Raw genomic sequence first — 25,099 nt, 5'->3', positions numbered from 1 at the left:
CTACAGCCGGATCAGGGAGCCGGCACGACCTGGGCGCTGCCGACCGGGTTGCGCGGATCGCTGCCGCCAAACAGCTTGTTGGCCTTGCGGTCCCACTCCACCGTCTGCAGGTTGCCCCACACATGGCTGGAACCACGACCACCGGCGGCGACCTCGCCCGGCAGGTCGATCTTGTGGCCCATCGCCTGCAGCTGCTTGATGGTGCCAGCGTCGAATGCGTTGCTCTCGGCCTCGATCAGGTCCGGCAGCCACTGGTGGTGGTAGCGCGGCAGCGCGGCGACCTGCTGCGCATCCAGGCCAGCGTCGTAGCCGAGGATGCCCAGCAGCACCATGGTGATGATGCGGCTGCCACCAGGCGTGCCCAGCACGATCACCTTGTCGTCGTTCTCCATGAACGTCGGCGTCATCGAGCTGAGCATGCGCTTGCCCGCTTTCGGTGCATTGGCGGCGTAGCCCATCACGCCAAAGGCGTTTGGCGTGCCCGGCTTCAGCGCGAAGTCGTCCATCTCGTTGTTCAGCAGCACACCCGTTCCCTTCGGAATCAGGCCCGAGCCGTACAGCAGGTTGACGGTCTGGGTGGCGCCGACACGGTTGCCGTCACGGTCGATGATCGAGAAATGGGTGGTCTCGTCATCTTCCAGCGGCGTCGGGTTGCCCGACAGCAGGTCGCTGGGGGTGGCCTTTTCCGGGTGGATGGTCGCACGCAGGCCCTGCGCGTAATCCTTGCTGGCCAGCACCTTCTGCGGGATCTGCACGAAATCCGGATCACCGAGGAAGAAGGTGCGGTCGCGGTAGGCACGGCGCATCGACTCCACCACCAGATGGGTGCGGTGCGCCGCATCCATCTGCTTGATGTCCCAGCCTTCCAGGATCTGCAGCATGCTGGCCAGGGCGATGCCACCGGAGGACGGCGGCGGCGCGGTGGTGATCTTCCAGCCGTTGTAGTTGAAGACGATCGGCGCGCGCTGCTTGACGCGGTAGCCGGCCAGTTCCTCGGCAGTCCACTTGCCACCGGCCTGCTTCACGCCGGCCAACAGCAGCTTGCCGGTCTGGCCCTTGTAGAAGCCATCGAAGCCACCGGCTGCCAGGCGCTCCAGGGTCTGCGCCAGTTCCGGCTGCTTGAACAGGTCACCGGTGGCGATCGGCTTGCCATTGCGCAGGTAGACCTCGCGCGTACCGGGATAACGTTCCATCACTTCGCGGCGCGAGGCATAGCCCTTGGCCATGCGCTCATAGACCGGGAAGCCTTCACGCGCGATGCGGATCGCCGGCTGCAGCGAGGCCGCCAGCGGCAGCTTGCCGTGCTTGGCCGACAGTTCGACCAGCGCCGCCGGCAAGCCGGGAATGCCGGCCGACCACGGTCCGTTGACCGAACGATCGCGGTCCAGGTCGCCCTTCTTGTCGAGGAAGGCCTGCGGCGTGGCCGCGGCCGGTGCGGTCTCGCGCGCGTCCAGCATCACGTCCTTGCCGGTGGCCGCATCGTGCAGCAGAAAGAAGCCGCCGCCGCCCAGTCCAGAACTGATCGGCTCGACCACGGCCAGGGTGGAGGACACCGCCACCGCCGCATCGAAGGCGTTGCCGCCCTGGGCCAGGATGTCGACACCGGCCTGGGTGGCCAAAGCGTGGCCGCTGGCGATCGCGGCGCCATCAGGGCGCTCGGCGCGGGCCGGGGCATCAGCCCAGGCAAAGGGGCTCAGCAGCAGGCCGAGCAACAACAGGGGGCGGGCGAACGGCTTCATTCGGATGGGGGCTCCGCATAGAGTTCGGGATGATCGTGCTGCAGTTGGCGCAACTTGGCCAGCAGCTCGATTTCGGTTTCGACGATGTCCGGATCGGGGTCGATGCACTCGACCGGGCACACGACCACGCACTGCGGTTCGTCGAAATGGCCCACGCACTCGGTACAGCGGGCGGGGTCGATCACGTAGATGGTTTCACCCATCGTGATGGCCTGGTTCGGGCAGGCCGGCTCGCATACGTCACAGTTGACGCAGAGCTCATTGATTTTCAGCGACATGGCGATACTCCACGCCCGCGCCTTGGGACAAAGGCCGGCCTGCGCGGGCGCGCGGGCCGGTCAGGTCATCAGCGGCGCCCATCGCAGGGCGCCGCCCGGGTCGTGCCGAAGCACGACCGCCTCGGCTCGGTCTTACTTGGCTTCGACGAAAATGTACTCGGCACCGGTCGGCTGGACCACGGCCTGGACGCGGGCGTTGTCGGCGGACTGGCCGATGAACACGACGCGCACGCCCTTCATGGAATCCGGCGAGACGTCCTTGAACACGACCTGGATCATGTCAGCCATCTTGCCCGAGGCCGATGAACCGAAGGCCAGCATGTTGCCCGGCTGCACGCCACGGGCCACGGCCTGGGTCGCGCTCTCGGTCTGGCGCTCGTACTTGGCCTGGAAGTCCGGGTCGGTTTCCGGCGAGAGGTAGTACAGGAACGGGCTGTTGGTGATGTTGCCCATGTTCTGGATGGCCACTTCCTGCAGGTACTTCTTCCAGCCTGCGTCGTCTTCCTTGGCCGGGGCGACCAGCGCCTGCTTGGCTTCGTCGACCGGAGCGGCTTCTTCCTTCTTGCAGGCGGTGAAAGCCAGGGCAAACGAGGCGATCAGCATCGCGCGCATGGTGTTGTTCATGGGTTTCCTCCCGGAATGTTGCGTGTTGGTGTGCGTAATGGGGTGCGTGGTACTACAGGATCTACTGCTGGGCAGGGCTTACGACTGCGCCGACTTCGCTTCGCGGACCTTGCGCAGCGCCTCGAGCACGGCGGCCGGCACGAAGCCGGACACATCACCACCCAGGCGTGCGATCTCGCGGACCAGCGAGGACGAGATGAAGCTGTGCTGCTCGGCCGGGGTCAGGAACAGGGTCTCGACCTCCGGGATCAGGTGGCGGTTCATGCTCGCCATCTGGAATTCGTACTCGAAGTCGGACACCGCGCGCAGCCCGCGCAGCAGCACCCCGCCCTGCACCGAACGTACAAAATGGGCCAGCAGCGTATCGAAGCCGATGACCTCGACGTTGCTGTGGTGGCCCAGGGCGCCACGCGCCAGCTGCACGCGCTGTTCCAGCGGCAGTGCCGGTCCCTTCGAGGGGCTCTGCGCCACGCCCACCACGACCTTTTCAAACAGCGGCGCGGCCCGGCTCACCAGGTCGATGTGACCGTTGGTGATGGGGTCGAACGTGCCGGGATAGACGGCGATGCGGCGGTTGGCCACGGTCATGGGCGGTTGCAGATGTTCAGATGAGGTCAAAGTGTAGCAGCGGCACGGCGGTACAGGGCAAAGCGCACCTCGCGGGTGCTGCCATCGCGGTGCAGCAGCCATTCCGGGGGCAGCACCGGCACGTGGCTGGCTGGCGACTCCAGGTACAGCCAGGCATCGGCGGCCAGATGCCGCGGCAGCTGGGCCAGCACGTCCTGCCACAGACCATCGGCGAACGGCGGGTCGATGAACACCAGATCGGCCTGCTGCGCCGGCGCGGCCTGCAGCCAGCGCAGCGCGTCGGCCTGGGCGACCGTGACGCTGTCGCCCGCCTGCAGTTTGGATACGGCCGCGGACAGATTGCGCGCCAGTTGCGCATCGCGCTCGACCAGGGTGGCATGCGCGGCACCGCGCGAGACGGCTTCCAGCCCCAGCGCGCCGCTGCCGGCGAACAGGTCCAGCACGCGGGCCCCGCCCAGCTTGGGCATCAGCCAGTTGAACAGGGTTTCGCGCACGCGGTCGCTGCTGGGCCGCAGGCCCGGCAGGGTCGGCACCGGCAGGCGGGTATTGCGCCAGCGCCCGCCGATGATGCGCACCTGGCCGTCATTGCCACCACGGCCGCTCATCGCCGCCCCCGGCGGGAGGTATTCGAGAATTTCAGCATGAGCGGGATTGTAGTTCGGCCGGGCTGCGCCCGGCACCCGCAGAGGCCGAAGCAAGGGCCGGAGCAACGTCAAAAGCTGGTTTCCTGTGGGTTGGCGGGGTGGGTCCGGTTGAGGGGGCCGCTGCAAGTACGTCCATGTAAGCTCGGTCGCCGCATCCATGCGGCTCACGCCCCCTCAACCGGACCCACCCCGCCTTCGACAGTTTCCTGCAATCTGCAGTAGATCCACGCCATGCGTTGATGAACATCTGTCAGGTATCGAAGGAATTGATGAAATCAGATGCCCAGCCGTTGTCACCGTCACCGGGAAACTGTCAGAGGCGGGGCGGTGTGGGTTGGCAGGACCGTTGGCGCCATGGGCCCGAGGCATGCCTCGGGCGGGTTGGGCAGGATGCCCAACCCCGGTCTTGCCGTGTGCGCAGGACAGCGCACACGAGCAAGGCGCCATCGAGCCCCCATGGATGGGTTTACGGCGTGTCCTGCCCACCCACACCGCCCCGCCATCCCACGGAATGCCCGCTGTTGCTGCTGCCCTGGCCTCTGCGGGTGCAGGGCGCCGCCCTGCCCGACCAACCCCTTGATTTCGGGACAATCACCCTTACCCCTTGGCGAGGCCGCACGCGCTGACGCGGCACCGCACATGGAGCCCTACCCGATGACCGAAACCGTCCAGACCGAAACCCTTGGCTTCCAGACCGAAGTCAAGCAGCTGCTGCAGCTGATGATCCACTCGCTGTACTCCAACAAGGAGATCTTCCTCCGCGAGCTGGTCTCCAATGCCGCCGACGCCGCCGACAAGCTGCGCTTCGAAGCCCTGACCCAGCCCGAGCTGCTGGAAGGCGACAGCGAACTGCGCGTGCGCGTCAGCTTCGATCCGGCCGCGCACACCATCACCATCGAAGACAACGGCATCGGCATGAGCCGCGCCGACGCCATCACCCACCTCGGCACCATCGCCAAGTCCGGCACCGGCGACTTCCTGCGCCAGCTCTCCGGCGACCAGAAGAAGGATTCGCAGCTGATCGGCCAGTTCGGCGTCGGCTTCTACAGCGCCTTCATCGTCGCCGACGAAGTCGAAGTCACTTCGCGTCGTGCCGGCCTGGCCGCCAGTGAAGGCGTGCGCTGGACCTCGCGTGGCGAAGGCGATTTCGACGTTGCCACCATCGACAAGGCCGAGCGCGGCACCCGCATCGTGCTGCACCTGAAGGATGGCGAGCACGACTTCGCTGAAGGCTGGCGCCTGCGCAGCATCCTCAAGAAGTACTCCGACCACATCGGCCTGCCGATCCAGATGCCCAAGGAAGGCGGCGAAGAAGGTGCTGCCGTCGAATGGGAGACCGTCAACCGCGCCAGCGCGCTGTGGACCCGCCCGCGTACCGAGATCAGCGATTCGGAGTACACCGAGTTCTACAAGCACGTCGCCCACGATCACAGCGATCCGCTGGCCTGGAGCCACAACAAGGTTGAAGGCAAGCTGGAGTACACCTCGCTGCTGTACGTGCCGGGCCGTGCACCGTTCGACCTGTACCACCGCGATGCGCCCAAGGGCCTGAAGCTGTACGTGCAGCGCGTGTTCGTGATGGACCAGGCCGAGCAGTTCCTGCCGCTGTACCTGCGTTTCATCAAGGGCGTGGTCGATTCCAACGACCTGTCGCTGAACGTCTCGCGCGAAATCCTGCAGTCGGGCCCGGTCATTGATTCGATGAAGGCCGCGCTGACCAAGCGTTCGCTGGACATGCTGGAGAAGCTCTCCAACGACAAGCCCGAACAGTACGCCACGTTCTGGAAGGAATTCGGCCAGGTGCTGAAGGAAGGCCCGGCCGAGGACTACAACAACCGCGAAAAGGTCGCCGGCCTGCTGCGCTTTGCCTCCACCCGTGGCGATGGCGATGCACAGACCGTGTCACTGGCCGACTACATCGGCCGCATGGCCGAAGGCCAGGACAAGATCTATTACCTGACCGGCGAGAGCTACAGCCAGGTGCGCAACAGCCCGCACCTGGAAGTGTTCCGCAAGAAGGGCATCGAAGTACTGCTGCTGACCGACCGCATCGACGAGTGGCTGATGGGCTACCTGACCGATTTCGACGGCAAGGGCTTCGTCGACATCGCCCGTGGCGACCTCGACCTGGGCGCGCTGGAGAGCGAAGCGGACAAGCAGGAACAGGAAGCTGCAGCGAAGGACAAGCAGGGCCTGGTCGAGCGCCTGAAGACCGTGCTCGGCGATGACGTGGCCGAAGTGCGCGTGTCACACCGCCTGACCGATTCGCCTGCGGTGCTGGCCATCGGCGAACAGGACCTGGGCCTGCAGATGCGCCAGATCCTGGAAGCCAGCGGCCAGAAGGTGCCTGACAGCAAGCCGGTACTGGAGATCAACCCGGGTCACCCGCTGATCGCCAAGCTTGATGCGGAAGCCGATGGCGCGCGTTTCGACGACCTGGGCCGGGTGCTGTTCGACCAGGCTGCGCTGGCCGCCGGCGACAGCCTGAAGGATCCGGGTGCTTACGTGGCCCGTCTGAACAAGCTGCTGCTGGAACTATCGGCCTGATTGACGCCGGTATCGCCCAGACTGGTGGGTGCCAACCCCGGTTGGCACCGCCATTGCCCCGGTAGAGGCCAACCTTGGTTGGCGCTGTCGCTGCCCTGGTAGGTGCCAACCTTGGTTGGCGCTTGGTTCGACTGCAAAAGCGTGCCAACCAAGGTTGGCACCTACCAGAGCGGATCGCGGTTGTCCCCCGAAGCAGGGCCAGGTTGGTATTCCGCAGAAGCACGCCACGGTTGCCCAGGGCCAGCCACCGGGCCCGCCCAGAGCCGGTCGGATCAGGCCTGTCGATCCAGCAGCGAGCCCAGCATCTGGTCCTCGCGGCGGATCAGCGCAGCATCGGCAGCAAAGGCCACCACCTCGGCCTTGGCGGCCAACAGGTCACCCAGCGGCGCGGACGGGTCGGTGCCTCCAGTGGAGATCACGCGGGAGTCCACCCCGCCCTGCGCTGCCGCTTCGCGCTGCAGTTGCAGGCGCGGTGCACCCGTGGTCGCCAGGTTGGCCACGTTGTGCGCGGCCACCTGCACGCCCCGCTGGGCCGCACGCATCCCGCTGAGGACAACACCGGTCACATCGTTCATCGGGGGGTCCCCCAGGCCACCCAACGCAGCCTTCCGCACCGGTTAACGGCCGCGCGGCTGCGACCTTGAGTCCACGCCGGCCAGACAGGCCCGGGTGGTAGCATATCCCTCTGATTTCAGCGCCTTTTGCCAATGCTCAGTTTTTTCCGCCGCAAGAAGCCCCAGGACGCCGCCACACCGGACGCGCCCAAGACCCAGCACTACTCGGCTGAAGAGCTGGCGGCGGCATTCCCGTCGGCCGCGCCGCCCGAGCAGGCCCCGGCCGCACCGGTAGCCCCGCCCGTGGCGGAAGCGCCGGTGCCAACCGCCGCGCCCGAAGTCGTCGCGCCCGCAACGTCAGCAGCGCAGGCAACGCCGGAAGCGCCGCAGGAAACCACTGCCGAAGCCCTGCCGGAACGCGTGCTGGCACCGGAGAACTTCGCCGCCGAAGCGGCCGCCGCCGCTGCGGTCCTCGCTCCGCTGGCCCCGGTCATCCCCGCGCAGGAACCGGCCGCCCCGGCCGCCGACCTGCCGGTGCTGGTCGATGCCCCGCCTGCCCCGGCCGGCAAGCCCGGCTGGCGCGAGCGCCTGCGCAACAGCGCATTCGCCCGCAGCTTCGGCGGCCTGTTCTCGCGCAATCCCAAGCTCGATGACGACCTGCTGGACGAGATCGAGACCGCGCTGCTGACCGCCGACGTCGGTGTTGCCGCCACCACCGAGCTGATCGCCGACCTGCGCAAGCGCATGAAGGCGCGCGAATTCATCGATGCCAACGCCCTGCTGGCGGCACTGCGCGCCGATCTGATCGCGATCCTGCAGCCGGTGTCCAAGCCGCTGGTCATCGACCGCAACGCCAAGCCCTTCGTGGTGCTGACCGTTGGCGTCAACGGCGTCGGCAAGACCACCACCATCGGCAAGCTGGCCAAGCGCTTCAAGGACGAGGGCCATAGCCTGATGCTGGCCGCTGGCGATACCTTCCGCGCTGCCGCCGTGGCCCAGCTGCAGATCTGGGGCGAGCGCAACGGCGTGGCCGTGGTCGCGCAGGGGCAGAACGCCGATGCCGCCTCGGTTGCCTACGACGCGTTGCAGGCCGGCAAGGCCCGTGGCACGTCGGTACTTATCGCCGATACCGCCGGCCGCCTGCACACCCAGTCCGGGCTGATGAACGAGCTGGGCAAGATCCGCCGCGTGCTCGGCAAGATCGACGAAAACGCGCCGCACGAAGTGCTGATGGTGATCGACGGTACCACTGGCCAGAACGCGCTTTCGCAGCTGCGCCAGTTCAATGCCGCGGTCAAGGTGACCGGCCTGGTGGTGACCAAGCTGGACGGCACCGCAAAGGGCGGCGTGGTGTTCGCGCTGGCCCGTGAGTTCGGCATTCCGATCCGTTTCGCCGGCATCGGCGAGCGTCCGGAAGACCTGCGCGTGTTCGATCCGGAAGCTTTCGTCGACGCACTGTTGCCCGAAGCGCTGGGTGCCTGATACACCGCGCAGCCACGCATGGCGTGGCTCTACTGCAACCCGGTAGAGCCACCCCATGGGTGACCGGCCGCTGCCGTAGTAGAGCCACCCCATGGGTGGCTGCCTCCTGGAGTACCGATGCCCCGCCAGCCGAACGCCAGCGCCACGCCCGCTCCTGAGCACGGCTTCGTCGCCCGCCTGCTGCACTGGTTCGACGACCACGGCCGCCACGATCTGCCCTGGCAGCATCCGCGCAGCCCGTATCGGGTCTGGTTGTCCGAGATCATGCTGCAGCAGACCCAGGTGGCAACGGTCATTCCGTACTTCCACCGTTTCCTGCAGCACTTCCCCACCCTGCCCGACCTTGCCGCCGCCAGCAACGACGCGGTGATGGCGCAGTGGGCCGGGCTGGGTTACTACGCCCGTGCGCGCAATCTGCATGCGGCCGCCAAGCGCTGCGTGAGCGAACACGGGGGCGACCTGCCGCGTGATTTCGATGCCCTGCACGACCTGCCCGGCATCGGCCGCAGCACCGCCGGCGCGATCCTCAGCCAGGCCTGGAACGACCCGTTCGCGATCCTCGACGGCAACGTCAAGCGCGTGCTCAGCCGCTATCACGGCGTCGAAGGCTTCCCCGGCCTGCCCGCCGTCGAAAAGCAGCTGTGGGCCATCGCCGAAGCGCAGGTCGCCCAGGTACCGGCCGGGCGCATGGCGGACTACACCCAGGCGCAGATGGACCTCGGTGCGACGGTCTGCAGCCGGTCCAGACCGGCCTGCGTGATCTGCCCGCTGCAGGCCGATTGCGTAGCCCGTCGCGAAGGCCGCACGGCCGAGCTGCCAACAGCAAAGCCGAGCAAGGTGCTGCCCGAACGCGAGGCGGTGGCCCTGCTGCTGCGCGACAAGCAGCAGCGCGTGCTGCTGCAGAAGCGGCCGGATACCGGCATCTGGGCGCAGCTGTGGACGCTTCCGCAGGCCGATGCGGGCAGCGAGCTGCAGGACTGGTTCGACGTGCACGTCGATGGTTCACTGGAAGATGCCGAGGAACTACCGGTGCTGCAGCACACCTTCAGCCACTACAAGCTGCATCTGCAGGTATTGTCACGGCAGGTGCACGGCCTGCGCGTGGAAGAACCCACGCTGCGCTGGGTCGACGACGCCGAACTGTCTGCACTGGGCTTGCCAGCCCCCATCCGAAAACTGCTTGATGGCACGCCCATCAAGGCCCCGAAGCGAACCTCCGCAAAATCCCGCAACCACGAGTGAGTGCCATGCCCCGAACCGTCTTCTGCCAGTACGAACAACGCGATGCCGAGGGCCTGGACTTCGTGCCTTACCCGGGTGAGCTGGGCCAGCGCGTGTTCAACCACATCGGCAAGCCGGCGTGGACCGCATGGCTGGCACACCAGACCATGCTGATCAACGAGAATCGCCTCTCCCCGCGCAAGCCGGAGCATCGCGCATTGCTGGAAACGGAACTGGTGAAGTTCCTGTTCGAGAAGGACGCGGAGAAGCCTGCTGGTTTCACCCCGGAAGCCTGATCTGGAGGTAGCGCCGGGCCATGCCCGGCGTTTCCGCATCCGCCGGGCATGGCCCGGCGCTACCGGCCTATTTCGTGGATTCTTCGCGCTCCTGCACCTGCGCCTGACGCATCTCCTTCTCCTCCGCCCGCAGCGACTTCACGTCCAGCTTGCGGATGGTCTTGATGAAGCACGGCATGCGCGGGCCACCGGTCGGGTCGCGCACCAGCACCTTGTCGAACGGTGCGGAAACGCGGCCCATGTGGCTGGTCAAGCCGATCGCTGGCGCGTAGGACAGATCCGGGCACGGCCCGCTCAGCTCCAGCAGGTAGGCCTCGCTGGGCTTGGTCCAGACCGCCAGCGCGCTGTCGCCCAGTTCGGTCCAGCCATTGAGGCTGCCGAAGAACTGCATGTCCTTCTGCGGTGCGCCGGCGTGGGCACGATACAGCTCCAGCTTCTCGGCACTACCCAAGCGGCCAGTGGTTGCACAGCCAGCCAGGGCCAGGCACAGCCCGGCGATCAACAACGGGGTCTTCATGGCGATCTCCACGGGGGAACTGTGCCGATCATGCACCCGCCGGGGTGGTGCCGGCGCAACGGCCGGCAGCCCAGTTCAGCCGTTGGTCGGCGGCATCCCAACCGACCAGGGCCGGCATCCAATTCGGTAGCCGCCAACCTTGGTTGGCGCTCGGCCTGCGTGGGCCATCTTCAGCCAACCAAGGTCGGCATCTACCAAAGCAGATCCCGCGCCGGACTCCGGTAATCGCCAACCTTGGTTGGCGCTTGGACTGCGTGGGCCATCCGCAGCCAACCAAGGTCGGCATCTACCAAAGCAGGTCCCGCGCCGGACTCCGGTAGTCGCCAACCTTGGTTGGCGCTTGGACTGCGTGGGCCATCCGCAGCCAACCAAGGTCGGCATCTACCAAAGCAGGTCCCGCGCCGGACTCCGGTAATCGCCAACCTTGGTTGGCGCTTGGCCTGCGTGGGCCATCCGCAGCCGACCAAGGTCGGCATCTACCAAAGCAGGTCCCGCGCCGAAATCCGGTAGTCCCCAACCTTGGTTGGCGCTCAGACGTCGGCGTGGGCCAGCGCGTGCAGGCGCCCTTCGCGCAGTTCCAGCACCCTGTCCAGGCGCCGCGCCAGCGAGCGGTCATGGGTGACCAGCACCAGGCTGGTGTGGCGGGCACGGTTGAGCTCGAGCATCAACTCGAACACGGTCGCCGCCGTGCGGTCATCCAGGTTGCCGGTCGGCTCGTCACCCAGCACGCAGGCCGGGTGATTGACCAACGCGCGCGCCACTGCAGCACGCTGGCGTTCGCCACCGGACAATTCGCCGGGCTTGTGATCCAGGCGATGGCCGAGGCCGACCGATTCCAGCAGCGCAGTCGCACGCGTGCTGGCCTCCGCCACTGCGGTACCGGCCAGCATCACCGGCATCATCACGTTTTCCAGCGCGGTGAATTCCGGCAGCAGGTGATGGAACTGGTAGACAAAGCCCAGCGCCTGGTTGCGCAGCAGGCCGCGCGAAGTGTCCGACAGCGCCGACATGCGCTGGCCGGTGACATAGACCTCGCCTGCGGTGGGCGTATCCAGCCCGCCCAGCAGGTGCAGCAGCGTGCTCTTGCCGGCACCGGAGGCACCGATGATCGCAACCGTCTCGCCGGCGGTCACCGTCAGGTCCAGGCCATCGAACACCGGGGTCTGCATGCGTCCTTCGGCGTAGGTCTTGCCCAACGCTTCTGCACGGATCACTTCATCACCGCGATTGAAGACCTTATTCATAACGCAGGGCCTCCGCCGGCTGGGTGCGTGCTGCCCGCCAAGCGGGGTACAAAGTGGCCAGGAAGCTCATCAGCAGCGCGATCAGGGTGATCACCACGATGTCGCTGGTCTGCATGTCGGTAGGCAGGCCGGTGATGTAGTACACATCCTCCGGCAGCAGCTTGATCTTGAACACCGCTTCGATCGCGCCGAGGATGCGCTCCAGGTTCAAGGTCAAGGTAATGCCGCCGATCAGGCCTGCGAGGGTGCCGAAGATGCCGATCAGCGAGCCCTGCACCATGAACACCTGCATCACTCCGCCCGGGGTCAGGCCGAGGGTGCGCAGGATCGCGATGTCGGCCTGCTTGTCGGTCACCAGCATCACCTGCGAGGACACCAGGTTGAACGCGCCCATGGCGATGATCAGCGAGAGCAGGATGCCCATCACCACTTTTTCCATGCGCAGCGAGTGATACAGGTTGGCGTTCTGCTGGGTCCAGTCGCTGACCCGATACGCGCCGCCGAGGTTCTGCGCCAGGTCCACGCCCACCTCCAGCGAGCGGTCCATGTCATGCAGTTTCAGGCGGACGCCGGTGGCGCCATCGGAACGCAGTACGCGCTCCAGGTCCTTCATGTTGGCAAAACCCACACCGCGATCGACTTCGTTGTAACCCGCCTCGAAGATGCCGCTGACGGTGAAGCGTTTCATCCGCGGCACCGCGCCGGCCGGCGTGCCCTGCACTTCCGCGAAGGTCACCAGTACCTGGTCACCGACGTCCACGCCCAGCCAGACGGCCAGTTCCTTGCCCAGCAGCAGGTTGAAGCTGCCCGGGGTCAGGCTGCCGTAGCTGCCTTTGGTGACCTTCTTGTCGATCACCGACACCTTCGGCTCCAGCGCCGGGTCGATACCCTGGATGATTGCACCCTGCACACGCGGGCCGCTGATCATCGACTGGATCTCGATATACGGCGCAGCACCGGCCACGCGCGGATCCTTGCTGGCCACATCGACCACGCGCATCCAGTCCGGCATCGGTTCGCCGTCGCGGCTGATGGTGGTATGTGCGGTCATCTGCAGCAGGCGGCTGCGGATCTCCTTCTGGAAACCGCTCATTACCGCCAGTGTGGTGATCAGCACCGTCACCCCGAGCGCGATGCCCAGGATCGATGCCATCGAAATGAAGGAGATGAAGCCGTTGCGGCGCTTGGCGCGCAGGTAGCGCAGGCCAATGGCCACGGGAATGGGTTTGAACATGCAGGCACGCCAGTCGATTCAGCCTATGGTGCCACCGACCGGGGCTGACGGGAAACGCCGCGTGCGGATACGGCCAGTCGCAGTTCACGTCGCTGCCCGCGATCGAGCACGTCCGGCCAGAACAACAGCCGTCGACGGCGCCAGCCTTCGCGCCACTGCAGCAGCAGCCAGGGCCCGCGCACCACCAGTCGCGGCTCGGCAATGTCCTGCCCGTCCACGCGCAGCGGCTCAGGCAGGGGCGGCAGCTGCAGCAACGCGCGGGGCCGCCGCAGGCGCCAGGCCAGTTCGGCCAGGCCCAGCACCCAGACCCCGATCAGTACGGGAACCAGATGCACGGACGGCAGATCCGAAGCGCGCAGCAGCCACGGCGCGGCGAGCATTACGGCCAACTGAGCACCGGCCTGCAGCCGCGACGGGCGCCACTCAAGGCTTGAGGGCGAGGATCTTGTGCATGAGGGGGATGGCGTGCGCATGCGGGCAGGCCTCGTAGCCCATGAACCAGCGCCACAGCTTATCGTCCTCGCAGTCGAGCAGGAACAGGAAAACCTCGCGCTCTTCGGTCGGCGCACTGCTCCATTCGCGGTCCAGGTAGCGACCGAACAACTGGTCCAGTTCGCGCATGCCGCGCCGGCAACGCCAACGCAGCTTCTTCAGCAGAACATCTTCTTCCATCGTGTTTCTCCAGATACAGCAAAGCCACGCATGGCGTGGCTTTGCTGGGGTCATGCAGCTACCCGGCGCCGTATCAGGCGCGGCGTTCCATCATCAGCTTCTTGATCTCGGCGATCGCCAGTGCCGGGTTCAGGCCCTTCGGGCAGGTCCGGGCACAGTTCATGATGGTGTGGCAGCGGTACAGCTTGAACGGATCTTCCAGATCGTCCAGGCGCGCACCGGTGTCCTCGTCGCGCGAATCGATGATCCAGCGGTAGGCCTGCAGCAGGATCGCCGGGCCCAGGTAACGCTCGCCGTTCCACCAGTAGCTCGGGCAGCTGGTCGAGCAGCACGCGCACAGGATGCACTCGTACAGACCGTCCAGCTTCTTGCGGTCTTCCGGCGACTGCAGGCGCTCACGGTCCGGCGGTGCCGGGGTCTGTGTGCGGATCCACGGCTTGATCGAGGCGTACTGCGCATAGAAGTGGGTCAGGTCCGGAACCAGATCCTTGACCACGTTCATGTGCGGCAGCGGGTAGATCGGCACTTCCTTCTTGCCGCAGTCCGAGATGGCTCGAGTGCAGGCCAGGGTGTTGGTGCCGTCGATGTTCATCGCGCACGAACCACAGATGCCTTCGCGGCACGAGCGGCGGAAGGTCAGGGTCGGGTCGATCTCGTTCTTGATCTTGATCAGCGCGTCCAGGACCATCGGGCCGCAGGCGTCCAGATCAACGTCATAGGTGTCGGTGCGCGGATTGCTGTCGTCGTCCGGACTCCAGCGGTAGATCTTGAAGGTGCGCACGTTCTTGCCGCCGGTCTTGGCGGGGAAGTGCTTGCCCTTCGTGATCTTGGAATTCTTGGGGAGTGAAAACTCGGCCATGGCTGCTCTCGTTGGCTCAGGCGGCCCGCGCCCGAGGGCGCGGATTGCATGTTAGGCGGGGTCGGATCAGTACACGCGCGGCTTCGGCGGCACCACGGACACGTCATCAGTCAACGTGTACATGTGCACCGGACGGTAGTCGAAGCTGCACTTGCCCTTCTCGTCCACGCTGACCAGGGTGTGCTTCTGCCAATTGACGTCGTCGCGGTCCGGGAAGTCCTCGTGCGCGTGTGCGCCGCGGCTTTCCTTGCGCTGCTCGGCCGAGTTGATCGTCGCCACCGCATTCAGCAGCAGGTTGTTCAGCTCGTAGGTCTCGATCAGGTCCGAGTTCCAGACCAGCGAACGGTCGGAGACCTTCACGTCCTGGAACGAGTCGAAGATCTTGTCCATCTTCTCGCAGCCTTCCTTCAGCGTCTGGCTGGTACGGAAGACGGCCGCGTCGGCCTGCATGGTGCGCTGCATGCGATCGCGGATGACCGACGTCGGGGTATCGCCGTTGGCGTGGCGCAACTTGTCCAGCAGGCCCAGCGCCTTGTCGCAGGCGTCGGACGGCAGGGTCTTGTGCGCCGCGCCCGGGGTGATCGTCGCAGCGCAACGATTGGCCACCGCACGCCCGAACACCACCAGATCCAGCAGCGAGTTCGAGCCCAGGCGGTTGGCACCGTGCACCGAAACGCAGGCCGCTTCGCCGATGGCGTACAGGCCCGGCACGACCGCGTCGGGGTTCTCGCCGTCCTTGCGCACCACTTCGCCGTGGTAGTTGGTCGGAATGCCGCCCATGTTGTAGTGCACGGTCGGGATCACCGGGATCGGCTGCTTGTGCACGTCGACACCAGCGAAGATGCGGGCGCTCTCGGCGATGCCCGGCAGCTTGTCGTCGATCACGCCCGGGCCGAGGTGGGTCAGGTCGAGCAGGATGTGGTCCTTGTGCTCGCCGACGCCGCGGCCTTCGCGGATTTCGATGGTCATCGAACGGCTGACCACGTCACGCGACGCCAGATCCTTGTAGTGCGGTGCGTAGCGCTCCATGAAGCGCTCGCCGCTGCTGTTGCGCAGGATGCCACCTTCACCGCGGACACCCTCGGTGATCAGGCAGCCGGCGCCGTAGATGCCGGTCGGATGGAACTGCACGAACTCCATGTCCTGCATGGCGATGCCGGCGCGCATGGCCAGGCCGCCACCGTCGCCGGTGCAGGTGTGCGCCGAGGTGGCGCTGAAGTAGGCACGGCCGTAGCCGCCGGTCGCCAGCACCACGCCCTGGGCGCGGAACAGGTGCAGCGTGCCGTCGGACATGTCCAACGCCAGCACGCCGCGGCAGGCACCTTCGTCATCGAAGATCAGGTCGAGTGCGAAGTACTCGATCATGAAGCGTGCGTCGTGCTTCAGCGACTGCTGGTACAGCGTGTGCAGCATCGCGTGGCCGGTACGGTCGGCCGCCGCGCAGGTACGCTGCGCCGCCGGGCCTTCGCCGTACTGGGTGGTCATGCCACCGAACGGACGCTGGTAGATCTTGCCTTCGGCGGTGCGGCTGAACGGCACGCCGTAGTGCTCGAGCTCGATGATCGCCGGAATCGCTTCACGGCACATGTACTCGATGGCGTCCTGGTCGCCCAGCCAGTCCGACCCCTTGATGGTGTCGAAGAAGTGGTAACGCCAGTCGTCCTCGCCCATGTTGCCGAGCGCAGCGGAGATACCGCCCTGGGCGGCGACGGTGTGCGACCGGGTCGGGAAGACCTTGGTCAGGCACACGGTCTGCAGGCCCTTGGCGGCCAGGCCGAACGTGGCACGCAGGCCGGCGCCGCCGGCGCCCACCACGACCATGTCGTACTTGTGTTCGGTAATCTTGTAAGCGGACATCTAGTCTGGATTCCTGTCTTGGCGCCTGGGCTCAGGCAACGCCGAGGGCGATGCGGCCCACCGCAAACACGCTGACGATCATGCCGAGCACGGCGACGAACTTCACCGCGGTCTGCAGCACCAGGGCCAGCAGCGATTCGTGGATGTAGTCCTCCAGCACGACCTGCAGGCCGAGCTGGGCGTGCCAGAACATGGCGATCAGCAGGCCGATCAGCGGAACGGCGTTCCACGGCTTGGCGATCGCGGCAGTGGCGGTCACGTAATCCGAGCCCAGCAGGCCCAGCACGAACACCAGGAACCAGATGCCCAGCACCACCAGTGCGGCGGCGGTCAGGCGCTGATGCACGAAGTGCTCGGTGCCGGTCTTGGCCGAACCGAGACCGCGCACGCCCTTCAACGGGGTACGGAACTTGCTCACGCGGCACCTCCGAACATCACATAGGCCCACACCGCCAGGGTGATCAGCAGGCTGCCGATCACCGACATCCAGCTGCTGCGGATGAAGGTGGCAATGCGGAATCCGATCGCGAAGTCCTGCACGATATGGCGGATGCCATTGCACAGGTGATAGGCGAACGACCATGTCCACGCGAACAGGAACACGCGGCCATACCAGGCCCCGGCATGGCCGGTGAAGCAGTTCCAGGATTCGGGCCCCATCATCAGAGCCAACAGGCCTCCGGCGATGATGAGGGCACCAACAGACAGAAAGACGCCAGTGGCTCGATGCAGGATCGAGGTGGCCATCTGAATCTGCCAGCGATACACCTGAAGGTGCGGAGAAAGGGGACGTTGTCTGGTCGCCATTCGCTGGGCTCGTTGTCTCGGCTGGGCGGCATAAGGCCGCGTTGGCTCAATGCTGATCAAAAATCGATGCAGCGTCCGTTTTTTTCCCAATCGCCATACCGCACCGGATCGAGTCCGCCGCGGCCACCGAATTCTTCTTCCACCTCTGGTTGTTCCACGGGCACAGGGACCGGGGGAACCAGCGGGGCTTCAGCTTCGGCGTCGGGAGTGGGGGTTGTTTGGCCTATCATGATGGGTCTCGCAACGCACAAATTTTAGACCTCGTTCACGTGCCTGACAACCTTCCCCCTGCTTTCGTCGCATATCCGCGCCTGCCCGGTCATCAATTGCTGAGCCTGCAGGGCGTGGATGCAGCGGCTTTTGCCCATGCCCAGTTCAGCAGCGACGTGACCGCCCTGCCCCTGCTGCACTGGCAGTGGAGCGCGTGGCTGAGCGCCAAAGGCCGCACCCTGGCAGTGTTTCAGCTGTTGCGGCTGGCCGATGACCATGTGCTGCTGGTGCTCGCCGACGGCGATACCGATGCGATTGCGTCGCAACTGCAGCGGTTCGTGTTCCGCCGCAAAGTGAAATTGCAGGTGCATGCCGACCTGGCAGTGGCCGGGGCCTTTACTGCGCCGGAAGCCGCCACCGGCGCCGCCATCGCGCAGGCCGGCAGCCACGACTGGGAGCTGGACCTGGGCAGCGACGCACTTCCCCGCACGCTGCGCATCGGTCCGGTCGAGGCCTTCGAGGCCAGCGACGAAGCCGGGGACGCCGCCTTTGCTCTGGCCTGGCGCCAGGCCGACCTGCGCTTTGGCCTGCCGCGACTGGAAGCGAGCCAGCGCGAGGTGTGGACCCCGCAGCAGCTGGGCCTGGACCGCCTCAACGGCTACAGCGTGAAGAAGGGCTGCTACCCCGGTCAGGAAATCGTCGCGCGCACCCATTTCCTCGGCAAGGCCAAACGCGCGGTGCAGCTGCTGCACACCGCAGCACCGGCGCAGGCCGGCGATGGCGTGCAGCAGGACGGGGTCGCGCTCGGCACCCTGGCCAGCGTGGCCGGCGACCTGGCGCTGGCCGTGCTGCCGCTGGAGACCGGCGACAGCGAATTGCAGGTGGGTGATGCGCCCGCACAGCGGATGCCGCTGCTGGACGGGTTGGCGCGCTGAGGCGTCTATCCGGCACGTCATCCACGCATGACGTGGATCTACTGAACCCTTAGGGAAAGGTAGTGCCGGCCGCTGGCCGGCACCACCGTTTACAGGCGCTCGCCGGTTTCCGGGTTGAAGAAATGCAGGCCCTGCGGGTGGATCGCCACCCGGATGTCCTCGCCCACGCCCGGCAGCGACTGCGGCGCCACGCGCATGGTCAGCGCGTGCTGGCCGCTGCTCATGTTGACGAAGATCTCGTTGCCGACCGGCTCGATGCCTTCGACGCGCGCGGTGAACGCATGGGTGTCTTCGCTGTCTGCCGGTTGCAGGTGTTCGGGACGCACGCCCACCGCGATCGGCTTCTGCAGCCACGCCGGATCGATCGTCGCCTGCCCCAGCGGAGCCTGCCACGCGCCATCAACCACGGTCACGCCACCGGCGTCGCCCTGCAGCGTGCCGCGCAGCACGTTCATCGCCGGGCTGCCGAGGAAACCGGCCACGAACAGGTTGGCCGGACGGTCATACAGCGCCATCGGCGTATCGATCTGCTGGATGACACCGTCCTTCAGCACCACGATGCGCTGGCCCAGGGTCATCGCTTCAACCTGATCGTGGGTCACGTAGATCATGGTGGTGCCCAGCTTGCGGTGCAGCTGCGCGATCTCGGTGCGCACGCTGTGGCGCAGCTTGGCGTCAAGGTTGGACAGCGGCTCGTCGAGCAGGAACACCGCCGGCTCACGCACCAGCGCACGGCCCAGTGCAACACGCTGGCGCTGGCCGCCGGACATCGCCTTGGGCAGCTTGTCCATCATCTCGGTCAGACCCAACGTCTGCGCGGCTTCGCTGATGCGCTTGTCGATGGTCGCCTTGTCATGCCCGCGCAGCTTCAGGCCAAAGGCCAGGTTCTCGGCCACGGTCATGTGCGGGTACAACGCGTAACTCTGGAACACCATCGCGATGTCGCGATCTTTGGGTGCCACGTCGTTGACCACGCGATCACCGATGGTCAACGTGCCACCGCTGATCTCTTCCAAACCCGCCACCATCCGCAGCAGGGTCGACTTGCCACACCCGGACGGGCCGACCAGCACCATCAGTTCGCCGTCGGCGACCTCGAAGGTGGCGTCCTTCACCGCGACCTGGCCGTTGTCGTAGACCTTGCGCACACCCTGCAACTGCACTTTTGCCATTTCACTCATCCAGTCCGCCCGACGCCGGGCTGTCTTTTGGGACTGCCTCGGCCCTCCCGATGGCAGTGATGATTGCGCGGTCGCCGCATGACGGCGACCACTGCAATCGAATACAGTTGCCCATTCTGCCATGTAAACGTTTTCACGTGGCACTATCCGAACGTCGGTGCGCGCCGACCTGCATCGTCGACCGAACGAAGGGTTGCCGCTGTAGTGGTTTCGATTGGAACGGTGCTCCGGCAACCCGGAAAGCCGATCCAGATGAGCCTCGGACAGGCAGTTGCGCGGATGTCCCCCGAACCCAGCCATGAAGCGATTGACAACGATGTCACCCGGATCTGAAACTCGAGCGATGCACGACACACTCTTCCTGTTTGGTGCCACAGGTGATCTGGCCCAGCGCTACCTGTTCCCTTCGCTGCTGCGCCTGCTCGGCGACGGCCTGCTGCCGGAGGATTTCCGCATCCGTGCGCTGGCCCTGTCGGGCCACGACACCGAAGCCTTCCATGACATCCTGCGGCCACGACTGCAGCAGGCGATGCCGATGGCCAGCCAGGAGGACATTGCCTCCCTGCTGCGTCGCATCGACTACCGCTCGGTCGACCTGCGCGACGTCGACTCGGTCGCCGCCGCGGTATCCGACCTCGTCGACCGCCGCTGCGTGAGCTACCTGGCGATCCCGCCGGGCCTGTACATCTCCACCTGCGAAGGCCTGGCCAAGGGCGGCGCACTGGCCGCACCGGCGCGCCTGATGCTGGAAAAGCCGATCGGCAGCGACAGCGAAAGCGCCGAGGAGATCATCACCACCATCGGCCAGTGGATCGACGAAGACCGCGTATTCCGCCTCGACCACTACCTGGGCAAGGCGGCGGTACAGAACCTGATCGCGCTGCGCTTCGGCAACACGCTGCTGGAAGCGGTATGGAACCGCAACTACATCGAATCGGTGCACATCCTGGTCGCCGAGAGCGAAGGCGTGGATGGCCGCGATGCCTACTACGCGCGCTCCGGCGCCCTGCGCGACATGGTGCAGAGCCACATTCTGCAGCTGCTGTGCATGGTGGCGATGGAGCCGCCGGCGTCGTTGGAAGCCGACCGCATCCGCGACGAGAAGGTCAAGGTGCTGCGTGCGCTGCGCCCGCTGGATGCCAAGCACGCAGCGCGTGACAGCGTGCGTGGCCGCTATACCGCCGGCAGCATCAACGGCCAGCCCGCACAGGCCTATCAGCCACCGGAAGGTAGCGATGTGGAAACCTTCGCAGGCGTCACCGCGCACATCGACAACTGGCGCTGGAGCGGCGTGCCGTTCCACCTGGTCACCGGCAAGCGCCTGCCCGAGCGCACCACCCGCGTGGTGGTGACCCTCAAGCCGGTCACGCACTGGTTGTTCGAGCGTCCGCAGCGTGCGCAGGCCGCACCGAACCGTCTGGTGTTCCAGCTGCAGCCGCAGGAGAACATCGAGCTGGGCCTGATGAGCAGCCTGGCCGGCCCGGAATGGGGCGCGCTGGAACTGCAGCCGCTGGAACTGGAACTGTCGGTGCCGACTGGCCTGCATCGCCGTATCGCCTACGAACGCCTGTTCCTGGACGCCTTCAACGGCAACCACACCCTGTTCGTGCGCGATGACGAAGTGCGCGCCGCCTGGGCCTGGATCGACAGCGTCGCCGATGCCTGGAAGGCGGCCGACCTGCCGCTGGAACCCTACCCTGCCGGCCAGTGGGGCCCGGCCAACGCGGTCGACTTCCTGCCGCAGGGCGTGGATGCGCCGGATAGCGGAGCGTCGGAATGAGTGCCAGCTCGCAGCCGGTGCTGGTCGCCGACATCGGTGGCACCAATGCCCGCTTCGCCCTTGCCGACACCTCGCAGGACGCCCCGCTGCTGAAAGAGAGCATCCGCGAATACGCGGTGGCGGAGTTCCCGTCGCTGGGTGATGCCGCGCGCCACCATCTGGAACAGATCGGCGCCACCGCAGGCCGTGGCGTGTTCGCAGTCGCCGGTCGTGTCGATGGTGACGAAGCCCGCATCACCAACCACCCGTGGGTGATCTCGCGCAGCCGCACAGCCGCGATGCTGGGTTTCAACGAACTGCACCTGATCAACGACTTCGCCGCGCAGGCGATGGCGATCTCGCTGCTGCAACCCGATGACGTGGTCCAGGTCGGCGGTGCCGCCTGGGTCCCAGGCAAGCCGGGCCAGCCGCGCAACTACGCAGTGATCGGGCCGGGTACCGGCCTCGGCGTCGGCGGCCTGATCCTTCGCCACGGCCGCTGTTACCCGCTGGAAACCGAAGGCGGCCATGTCAGCTTCCCACCGGGAACGCCAGAAGAGATCCGCATCCTGGAGATCCTGTCCGAGCAGTTCGGGCGCGTCTCCAACGAGCGGCTGATCTGCGGCCCCGGCCTGGTCAACATCCATCGCGCAATCTGCGAGATGGCGGGTATCGACCCGGGCCAACTGCAACCGGTGGACGTGACCGCCCGCGCCCTGCACGGCGATCCACAGGCGATGCGTACCGTGGATGTGTTCTGCGCGGTGTTCGGCGCCATTGCCGGTGATCTGGTGCTGACCCAGGGCGCCTGGGACGGCGTGTTCCTGACCGGCGGGCTGACTCCGAAAATGCTCGATTCATTGCAGCACTCCGGTTTCCGCCAGCGCTTCGAACACAAGGGCCGGTTCTCTTCGATCATGGCGCGGGTGCCGTCGCTGGCCGTGATGCATCCCCACGCCGGACTGCTGGGCGCCGCTGCCTATGCTGCCGACGCCGAACGTGACGCACCAGGAGTTGCCGCATGAGCCCCACCTTCGACGACCGTATCGAGTTCATCAACCATGGCGATGCCGATGGCTGGATCGAAGCGGTCGCTGCCGAAATGGCACAGGCGATCAACCACGACATCAACGAGCTGGGCCGCGCACGCATCCTGTTGTCCGGCGGTACCACGCCGGCACCGGTGTACCAGGCGCTGGCCGAGTTGGACGTGCATTGGGACCGCGTTGAAGTGAGCCTGGCCGACGAGCGCTGGTTGTCGCCGCAGGATCGCGACAGCAATGCATGGCTGGTACGCGAGAACCTGCTCACGCGTGCCGAAGGCGCGCACTTCGATCCGCTGGTGCGGATCGGCAAGCCGCTGCCCGAGTGCGTGTACACCGCCAACCTGCAGGCCCAGCACAGCCAGCGGCCAAGCCTGGTCGCACTGGGCATGGGCAATGACGGCCATACCGCCTCGTTGTTCCCGGGCTCGAAGGACCTGACCCGCGCGCTGGAAAGCACCCTGCCGTATGCCGCGCTGGATGCCACCGGCTGCCCCGGTGCCAACCAGTGGCCGCTGCGCATCACCCTGACGCCGCGCGGCCTCGGCCAGTGCCGCCAGCGCCTGCTGCTGCTGCGCGGCAAGCAGAAGCTGCAGGTGCTGCGCCAGGCATTGGACAGCAACGATCCCCAGCAGTATCCGATCCTCAACGCGATCAACCTGGACGGCGCGCGCCTGCGCGTCCACTGGGCTGATTGATGTCGGTGGCGGCGGCCTGCCGCCGCCCGCCTCTCGCCACCTCGAACGCCGGTAGCCAATGAGCCTCCATCCGCAACTGCAAGCCATCACTGAGCGCGTCATCCGCCGCAGCGCCGCCTCGCGCGCCGCCTATCTGGCAGCAATCGACGCCTCCCTGCGCGATGGCCCGTTCCGCAGCCGCCTCAGCTGCGGCAATCTCGCCCACGGTTTCGCCGCCTGCGGTGGCACCGACAAGAGCCGCCTACGCGGTGGCGTGACGGCCAATCTGGGCATCATCACTGCCTACAACGACATGCTGTCGGCACACCAGCCGTTCGAGACCTATCCCGAACAGATCCGCGCGGTAGCCCGTGAACTCGGCGCGACCGCACAGGTGGCCGGCGCGGTGCCGGCGATGTGCGACGGCGTCACCCAGGGCCGTGGCGGCATGGAGCTGTCGCTGTTTTCGCGTGATGTGATCGCGCAGGCCACGGCGATCGGGCTCAGCCACGACATGTTCGATACCACCGTGTACCTCGGCGTGTGCGACAAGATCGTTCCGGGCCTGCTGATTGGCGCCCTGGCCTTTGGCCACCTACCCGCCGTGTTCGTGCCAGCCGGCCCGATGACGCCGGGCATTCCCAACAAGCAGAAGGCCGAAGTGCGCGAGCGCTATGCTGCCGGCGAAGCCACCCGCGAAGAACTGCTGGAAGCCGAATCGGCCTCCTACCACGGCGCGGGCACCTGCACCTTCTACGGCACCGCCAATTCCAACCAGGTATTGCTGGAAGCGATGGGCGTGCAGCTGCCGGGCGCATCGTTCGTCAACCCGGACACCGCGCTGCGCGATGCGCTGACCCGCGAAGCCACCGAGCGTGCGCTGGACATCACTGCGCTGGGCGACGACTTCCGCCCGCTGGGCCGGATCATCGACGAGCGCGCGATCATCAACGCGGTCATCGCGCTGATGGCCACCGGTGGCTCGACCAACCACACCATCCACTGGATCGCGGTGGCGCGTGCGGCCGGCATTGTGCTGACGTGGGACGACTTCGACGAGCTGTCGCAGCTGATTCCGCTGCTGGCCCGCGTCTATCCGAACGGCGAAGCCGACGTGAACCGCTTCGCTGCAGCGGGCGGCCCGGCGTTCGTGTTCGGCGAGCTGATCAAGGCCGGCCTGATGCATGGCGATCTGGTCAGCGTGGCCCGTGGCGGCATGGCCGACTACGCCCTCGAACCGCAGCTGCGCGAGGGCAAGCTGGTCTATCTGCCGGGCCTGGAACGCAGTGCCGATGAAGAAGTGGTGCGCGGTGTCGACAACCCGTTCGAGAGCCAGGGCGGCCTGCGCCTGCTGCGCGGCAACCTGGGCAAGTCGCTGATCAAGCTGTCAGCGGTGAAGCCGCAGTACCGCACCATCGAAGCCCCGGCCGTGGTGGTTGATGCACCGCAGGTATTGAACAAGCTGCACGCCGGCGGCCTGCTGCCCGAGCATTTCGTAGCCGTGGTGCGTTATCAGGGCCCGCGTGCGAACGGTATGCCGGAACTGCATTCGCTGGCACCGCTGCTGGGCCTGCTGCAGAACCAGGGCCGGCGCGTGGCACTGGTCACCGATGGTCGCCTGTCCGGCGCGTCGGGCAAGATTCCGGCGGCAATCCACGTGACCCCGGAAGCCGCGCGCGGTGGTCCGCTGGGCAAGGTGCGCGAGGGCGACATCATCCGCCTGGATGGCGAAGCCGGCACGCTGGAAGTGCTGGTGGACGCGGCCGAATGGGCGGCGCGTACGCATGCGCCGAATACGGCGCCGGCCGCCAATGACCTGGGCCGCAACCTGTTCGCGATCAACCGGCGCGTGGTAGGTCCGGCGGATCAGGGTGCGATCTCGATTTCGTGCGGTCCGGCGGCGGCTGACGGTGGGCCGTGGGATTACGACGCGGAGTATGAGCTGGGGCACGATGCGGCGGCGGCGGCGGCGCCGCATGAGGCGAAGGACGCTTGAGGGATTGAAGAGCGTTGCGGGTTTGTCGCAGCGGTAGATTTCCTGGCTGAGGGCGCGGTCAGCCCCAGCCGGGACACGCCGTAAACCCATCCATGGGGGCTCGGTCGCGGCATCCATGCCGCTCACGGTCCCGTC

General features: G+C 66.4%; 26 protein-coding genes. 9 read left to right on the top strand and 17 right to left on the bottom strand.

Going from position 1 to position 25,099, the window contains the following annotated elements; genetic code table 11:
* Nucleotides 1–11 precede the first annotated feature (11 nt).
* The 5 genes from ggt to rsmD form a co-directional block, all read right to left on the bottom strand.
* Nucleotides 12–1,739, bottom strand: a complete 1,728-nt coding sequence (ggt, locus tag QP457_RS08760; RefSeq protein ID WP_191078102.1) for a gamma-glutamyltransferase — start codon at nucleotides 1,737–1,739, stop codon at nucleotides 12–14.
* On the bottom strand, nucleotides 1,736–2,017 hold the full coding sequence (locus QP457_RS08755) for a YfhL family 4Fe-4S dicluster ferredoxin (protein WP_025878828.1): 282 nt from the start codon (nucleotides 2,015–2,017) through the stop codon (nucleotides 1,736–1,738). Before QP457_RS08755 ends, ggt begins: the two co-directional genes overlap by 4 nt.
* 132 nt (nucleotides 2,018–2,149) lie before the next feature.
* Nucleotides 2,150–2,641 (bottom strand): hypothetical protein, encoded by a 492-nt coding sequence (locus QP457_RS08750; RefSeq protein ID WP_089240385.1) that lies wholly within the window; start codon nucleotides 2,639–2,641, stop codon nucleotides 2,150–2,152.
* A 78-nt stretch (nucleotides 2,642–2,719) separates the two neighbouring features.
* Entirely contained in the window at nucleotides 2,720–3,229 is a 510-nt protein-coding gene (coaD, locus tag QP457_RS08745; RefSeq protein ID WP_008267036.1) for a pantetheine-phosphate adenylyltransferase, read from the bottom strand.
* 26 nt (nucleotides 3,230–3,255) lie between these two features.
* Nucleotides 3,256–3,834, bottom strand: coding sequence for a 16S rRNA (guanine(966)-N(2))-methyltransferase RsmD (gene rsmD / locus QP457_RS08740; RefSeq protein WP_205404685.1), 579 nt, complete (start codon nucleotides 3,832–3,834; stop codon nucleotides 3,256–3,258).
* Nucleotides 3,835–4,527: 693 nt separating this feature from the next.
* Between rsmD and htpG the strand changes: the two genes are divergently transcribed.
* Nucleotides 4,528–6,420, top strand: a complete 1,893-nt coding sequence (gene htpG, locus QP457_RS08735) for a molecular chaperone HtpG (protein ID WP_205404686.1) — start codon at nucleotides 4,528–4,530, stop codon at nucleotides 6,418–6,420.
* A gap of 272 nt (nucleotides 6,421–6,692) precedes the next feature.
* On the opposite strand, the gene QP457_RS08730 is transcribed toward htpG, so the two are convergent.
* Nucleotides 6,693–6,995: a flagellar basal body protein gene (locus QP457_RS08730; protein ID WP_205404687.1), complete on the bottom strand. Its 303-nt coding sequence runs from the start codon at nucleotides 6,993–6,995 to the stop codon at nucleotides 6,693–6,695.
* 132 nt (nucleotides 6,996–7,127) lie between these two features.
* Here QP457_RS08730 and ftsY point away from each other — a divergent pair, with 132 nt between their 5' ends.
* The 3 genes from ftsY to QP457_RS08715 all read left to right on the top strand — a co-directional run bounded on the left by ftsY (nucleotide 7,128) and on the right by QP457_RS08715 (nucleotide 9,973).
* Nucleotides 7,128–8,456: a signal recognition particle-docking protein FtsY gene (gene ftsY, locus QP457_RS08725; protein WP_205404688.1), complete on the top strand. Its 1,329-nt coding sequence runs from the start codon at nucleotides 7,128–7,130 to the stop codon at nucleotides 8,454–8,456.
* A gap of 117 nt (nucleotides 8,457–8,573) precedes the next feature.
* Nucleotides 8,574–9,698: an A/G-specific adenine glycosylase gene (gene mutY / locus QP457_RS08720; RefSeq protein WP_205404689.1), complete on the top strand. Its 1,125-nt coding sequence runs from the start codon at nucleotides 8,574–8,576 to the stop codon at nucleotides 9,696–9,698.
* A gap of 5 nt (nucleotides 9,699–9,703) precedes the next feature.
* Nucleotides 9,704–9,973, top strand: coding sequence for an oxidative damage protection protein (locus tag QP457_RS08715; protein WP_093820188.1), 270 nt, complete (start codon nucleotides 9,704–9,706; stop codon nucleotides 9,971–9,973).
* A gap of 67 nt (nucleotides 9,974–10,040) precedes the next feature.
* Here QP457_RS08715 and QP457_RS08710 read toward each other — a convergent pair whose 3' ends face one another.
* The 10 genes from QP457_RS08710 to QP457_RS08665 form a co-directional block, all read right to left on the bottom strand.
* The gene (locus QP457_RS08710; protein WP_093820190.1) at nucleotides 10,041–10,490 is read right to left on the bottom strand and encodes a DUF6491 family protein; all 450 of its coding nucleotides are present in this window, start codon (nucleotides 10,488–10,490) and stop codon (nucleotides 10,041–10,043) included.
* Nucleotides 10,491–11,020: 530 nt separating this feature from the next.
* Entirely contained in the window at nucleotides 11,021–11,734 is a 714-nt protein-coding gene (gene lolD / locus QP457_RS08705) for a lipoprotein-releasing ABC transporter ATP-binding protein LolD (protein WP_089240372.1), read from the bottom strand.
* A complete protein-coding gene (locus QP457_RS08700) occupies nucleotides 11,727–12,968 on the bottom strand; it encodes a lipoprotein-releasing ABC transporter permease subunit (protein ID WP_100464876.1) in 1,242 nt (413 codons plus the stop codon). The genes lolD and QP457_RS08700 overlap by 8 nt, the downstream gene beginning before the upstream one ends.
* Nucleotides 12,969–12,991: 23 nt before the next feature.
* Complete coding sequence (locus QP457_RS08695; RefSeq protein WP_205404690.1) at nucleotides 12,992–13,441, bottom strand: hypothetical protein; 450 nt, start codon at nucleotides 13,439–13,441, stop codon at nucleotides 12,992–12,994.
* Nucleotides 13,392–13,640, bottom strand: coding sequence for a succinate dehydrogenase assembly factor 2 (locus QP457_RS08690; protein WP_100552185.1), 249 nt, complete (start codon nucleotides 13,638–13,640; stop codon nucleotides 13,392–13,394). The genes QP457_RS08695 and QP457_RS08690 overlap by 50 nt, the downstream gene beginning before the upstream one ends.
* A gap of 73 nt (nucleotides 13,641–13,713) precedes the next feature.
* Nucleotides 13,714–14,499, bottom strand: a complete 786-nt coding sequence (locus QP457_RS08685) for a succinate dehydrogenase iron-sulfur subunit (protein ID WP_025878815.1) — start codon at nucleotides 14,497–14,499, stop codon at nucleotides 13,714–13,716.
* A 66-nt stretch (nucleotides 14,500–14,565) separates the two neighbouring features.
* The gene (sdhA, locus tag QP457_RS08680) at nucleotides 14,566–16,356 is read right to left on the bottom strand and encodes a succinate dehydrogenase flavoprotein subunit (protein ID WP_205404691.1); all 1,791 of its coding nucleotides are present in this window, start codon (nucleotides 16,354–16,356) and stop codon (nucleotides 14,566–14,568) included.
* Nucleotides 16,357–16,387: 31 nt separating this feature from the next.
* Nucleotides 16,388–16,774 carry a succinate dehydrogenase, hydrophobic membrane anchor protein gene (sdhD, locus tag QP457_RS08675; protein WP_025878813.1) on the bottom strand — a complete coding sequence of 129 codons (387 nt, stop codon included), beginning with the start codon at nucleotides 16,772–16,774 and terminating at the stop codon, nucleotides 16,388–16,390.
* Nucleotides 16,771–17,163: a succinate dehydrogenase, cytochrome b556 subunit gene (gene sdhC, locus QP457_RS08670; protein WP_089240360.1), complete on the bottom strand. Its 393-nt coding sequence runs from the start codon at nucleotides 17,161–17,163 to the stop codon at nucleotides 16,771–16,773. Before sdhC ends, sdhD begins: the two co-directional genes overlap by 4 nt.
* A 56-nt stretch (nucleotides 17,164–17,219) precedes the next feature.
* Nucleotides 17,220–17,393 (bottom strand): DUF1674 domain-containing protein, encoded by a 174-nt coding sequence (locus QP457_RS08665; RefSeq protein ID WP_080149151.1) that lies wholly within the window; start codon nucleotides 17,391–17,393, stop codon nucleotides 17,220–17,222.
* A 39-nt stretch (nucleotides 17,394–17,432) separates the two neighbouring features.
* Here QP457_RS08665 and QP457_RS08660 point away from each other — a divergent pair, with 39 nt between their 5' ends.
* Nucleotides 17,433–18,308, top strand: coding sequence for a folate-binding protein YgfZ (locus QP457_RS08660; protein ID WP_205404692.1), 876 nt, complete (start codon nucleotides 17,433–17,435; stop codon nucleotides 18,306–18,308).
* Between the two features lie 89 nt (nucleotides 18,309–18,397).
* On the opposite strand, the gene ugpC is transcribed toward QP457_RS08660, so the two are convergent.
* Nucleotides 18,398–19,480: a sn-glycerol-3-phosphate ABC transporter ATP-binding protein UgpC gene (ugpC, locus tag QP457_RS08655; RefSeq protein WP_089240356.1), complete on the bottom strand. Its 1,083-nt coding sequence runs from the start codon at nucleotides 19,478–19,480 to the stop codon at nucleotides 18,398–18,400.
* Nucleotides 19,481–19,832: 352 nt separating this feature from the next.
* On the opposite strand from ugpC, the gene zwf reads away from it, so the two are divergent.
* Genes zwf through edd form a run of 4 tightly spaced genes read left to right on the top strand, consistent with a single transcriptional unit; the run spans nucleotide 19,833 to nucleotide 24,964 of the window.
* Nucleotides 19,833–21,269, top strand: coding sequence for a glucose-6-phosphate dehydrogenase (gene zwf / locus QP457_RS08650; RefSeq protein WP_089240355.1), 1,437 nt, complete (start codon nucleotides 19,833–19,835; stop codon nucleotides 21,267–21,269).
* Nucleotides 21,266–22,273, top strand: coding sequence for a glucokinase (glk, locus tag QP457_RS08645; protein ID WP_099820143.1), 1,008 nt, complete (start codon nucleotides 21,266–21,268; stop codon nucleotides 22,271–22,273). The genes zwf and glk overlap by 4 nt, the downstream gene beginning before the upstream one ends.
* On the top strand, nucleotides 22,270–22,989 hold the full coding sequence (pgl, locus tag QP457_RS08640; RefSeq protein ID WP_205404693.1) for a 6-phosphogluconolactonase: 720 nt from the start codon (nucleotides 22,270–22,272) through the stop codon (nucleotides 22,987–22,989). The genes glk and pgl overlap by 4 nt, the downstream gene beginning before the upstream one ends.
* A 58-nt stretch (nucleotides 22,990–23,047) precedes the next feature.
* Complete coding sequence (gene edd, locus QP457_RS08635) at nucleotides 23,048–24,964, top strand: phosphogluconate dehydratase (protein WP_205404694.1); 1,917 nt, start codon at nucleotides 23,048–23,050, stop codon at nucleotides 24,962–24,964.
* The last annotated feature ends 135 nt before the right edge of the window (nucleotides 24,965–25,099 follow it).

Source organism: Stenotrophomonas sp. As-7 (assembly GCF_030291015.1).
In the GTDB taxonomy this organism is placed as follows: domain Bacteria; phylum Pseudomonadota; class Gammaproteobacteria; order Xanthomonadales; family Xanthomonadaceae; genus Stenotrophomonas; species Stenotrophomonas lactitubi.
The sequence above is the reverse complement of the archived record's forward strand: the minus strand, read 5'-3'. Positions and strand labels throughout refer to the sequence as shown.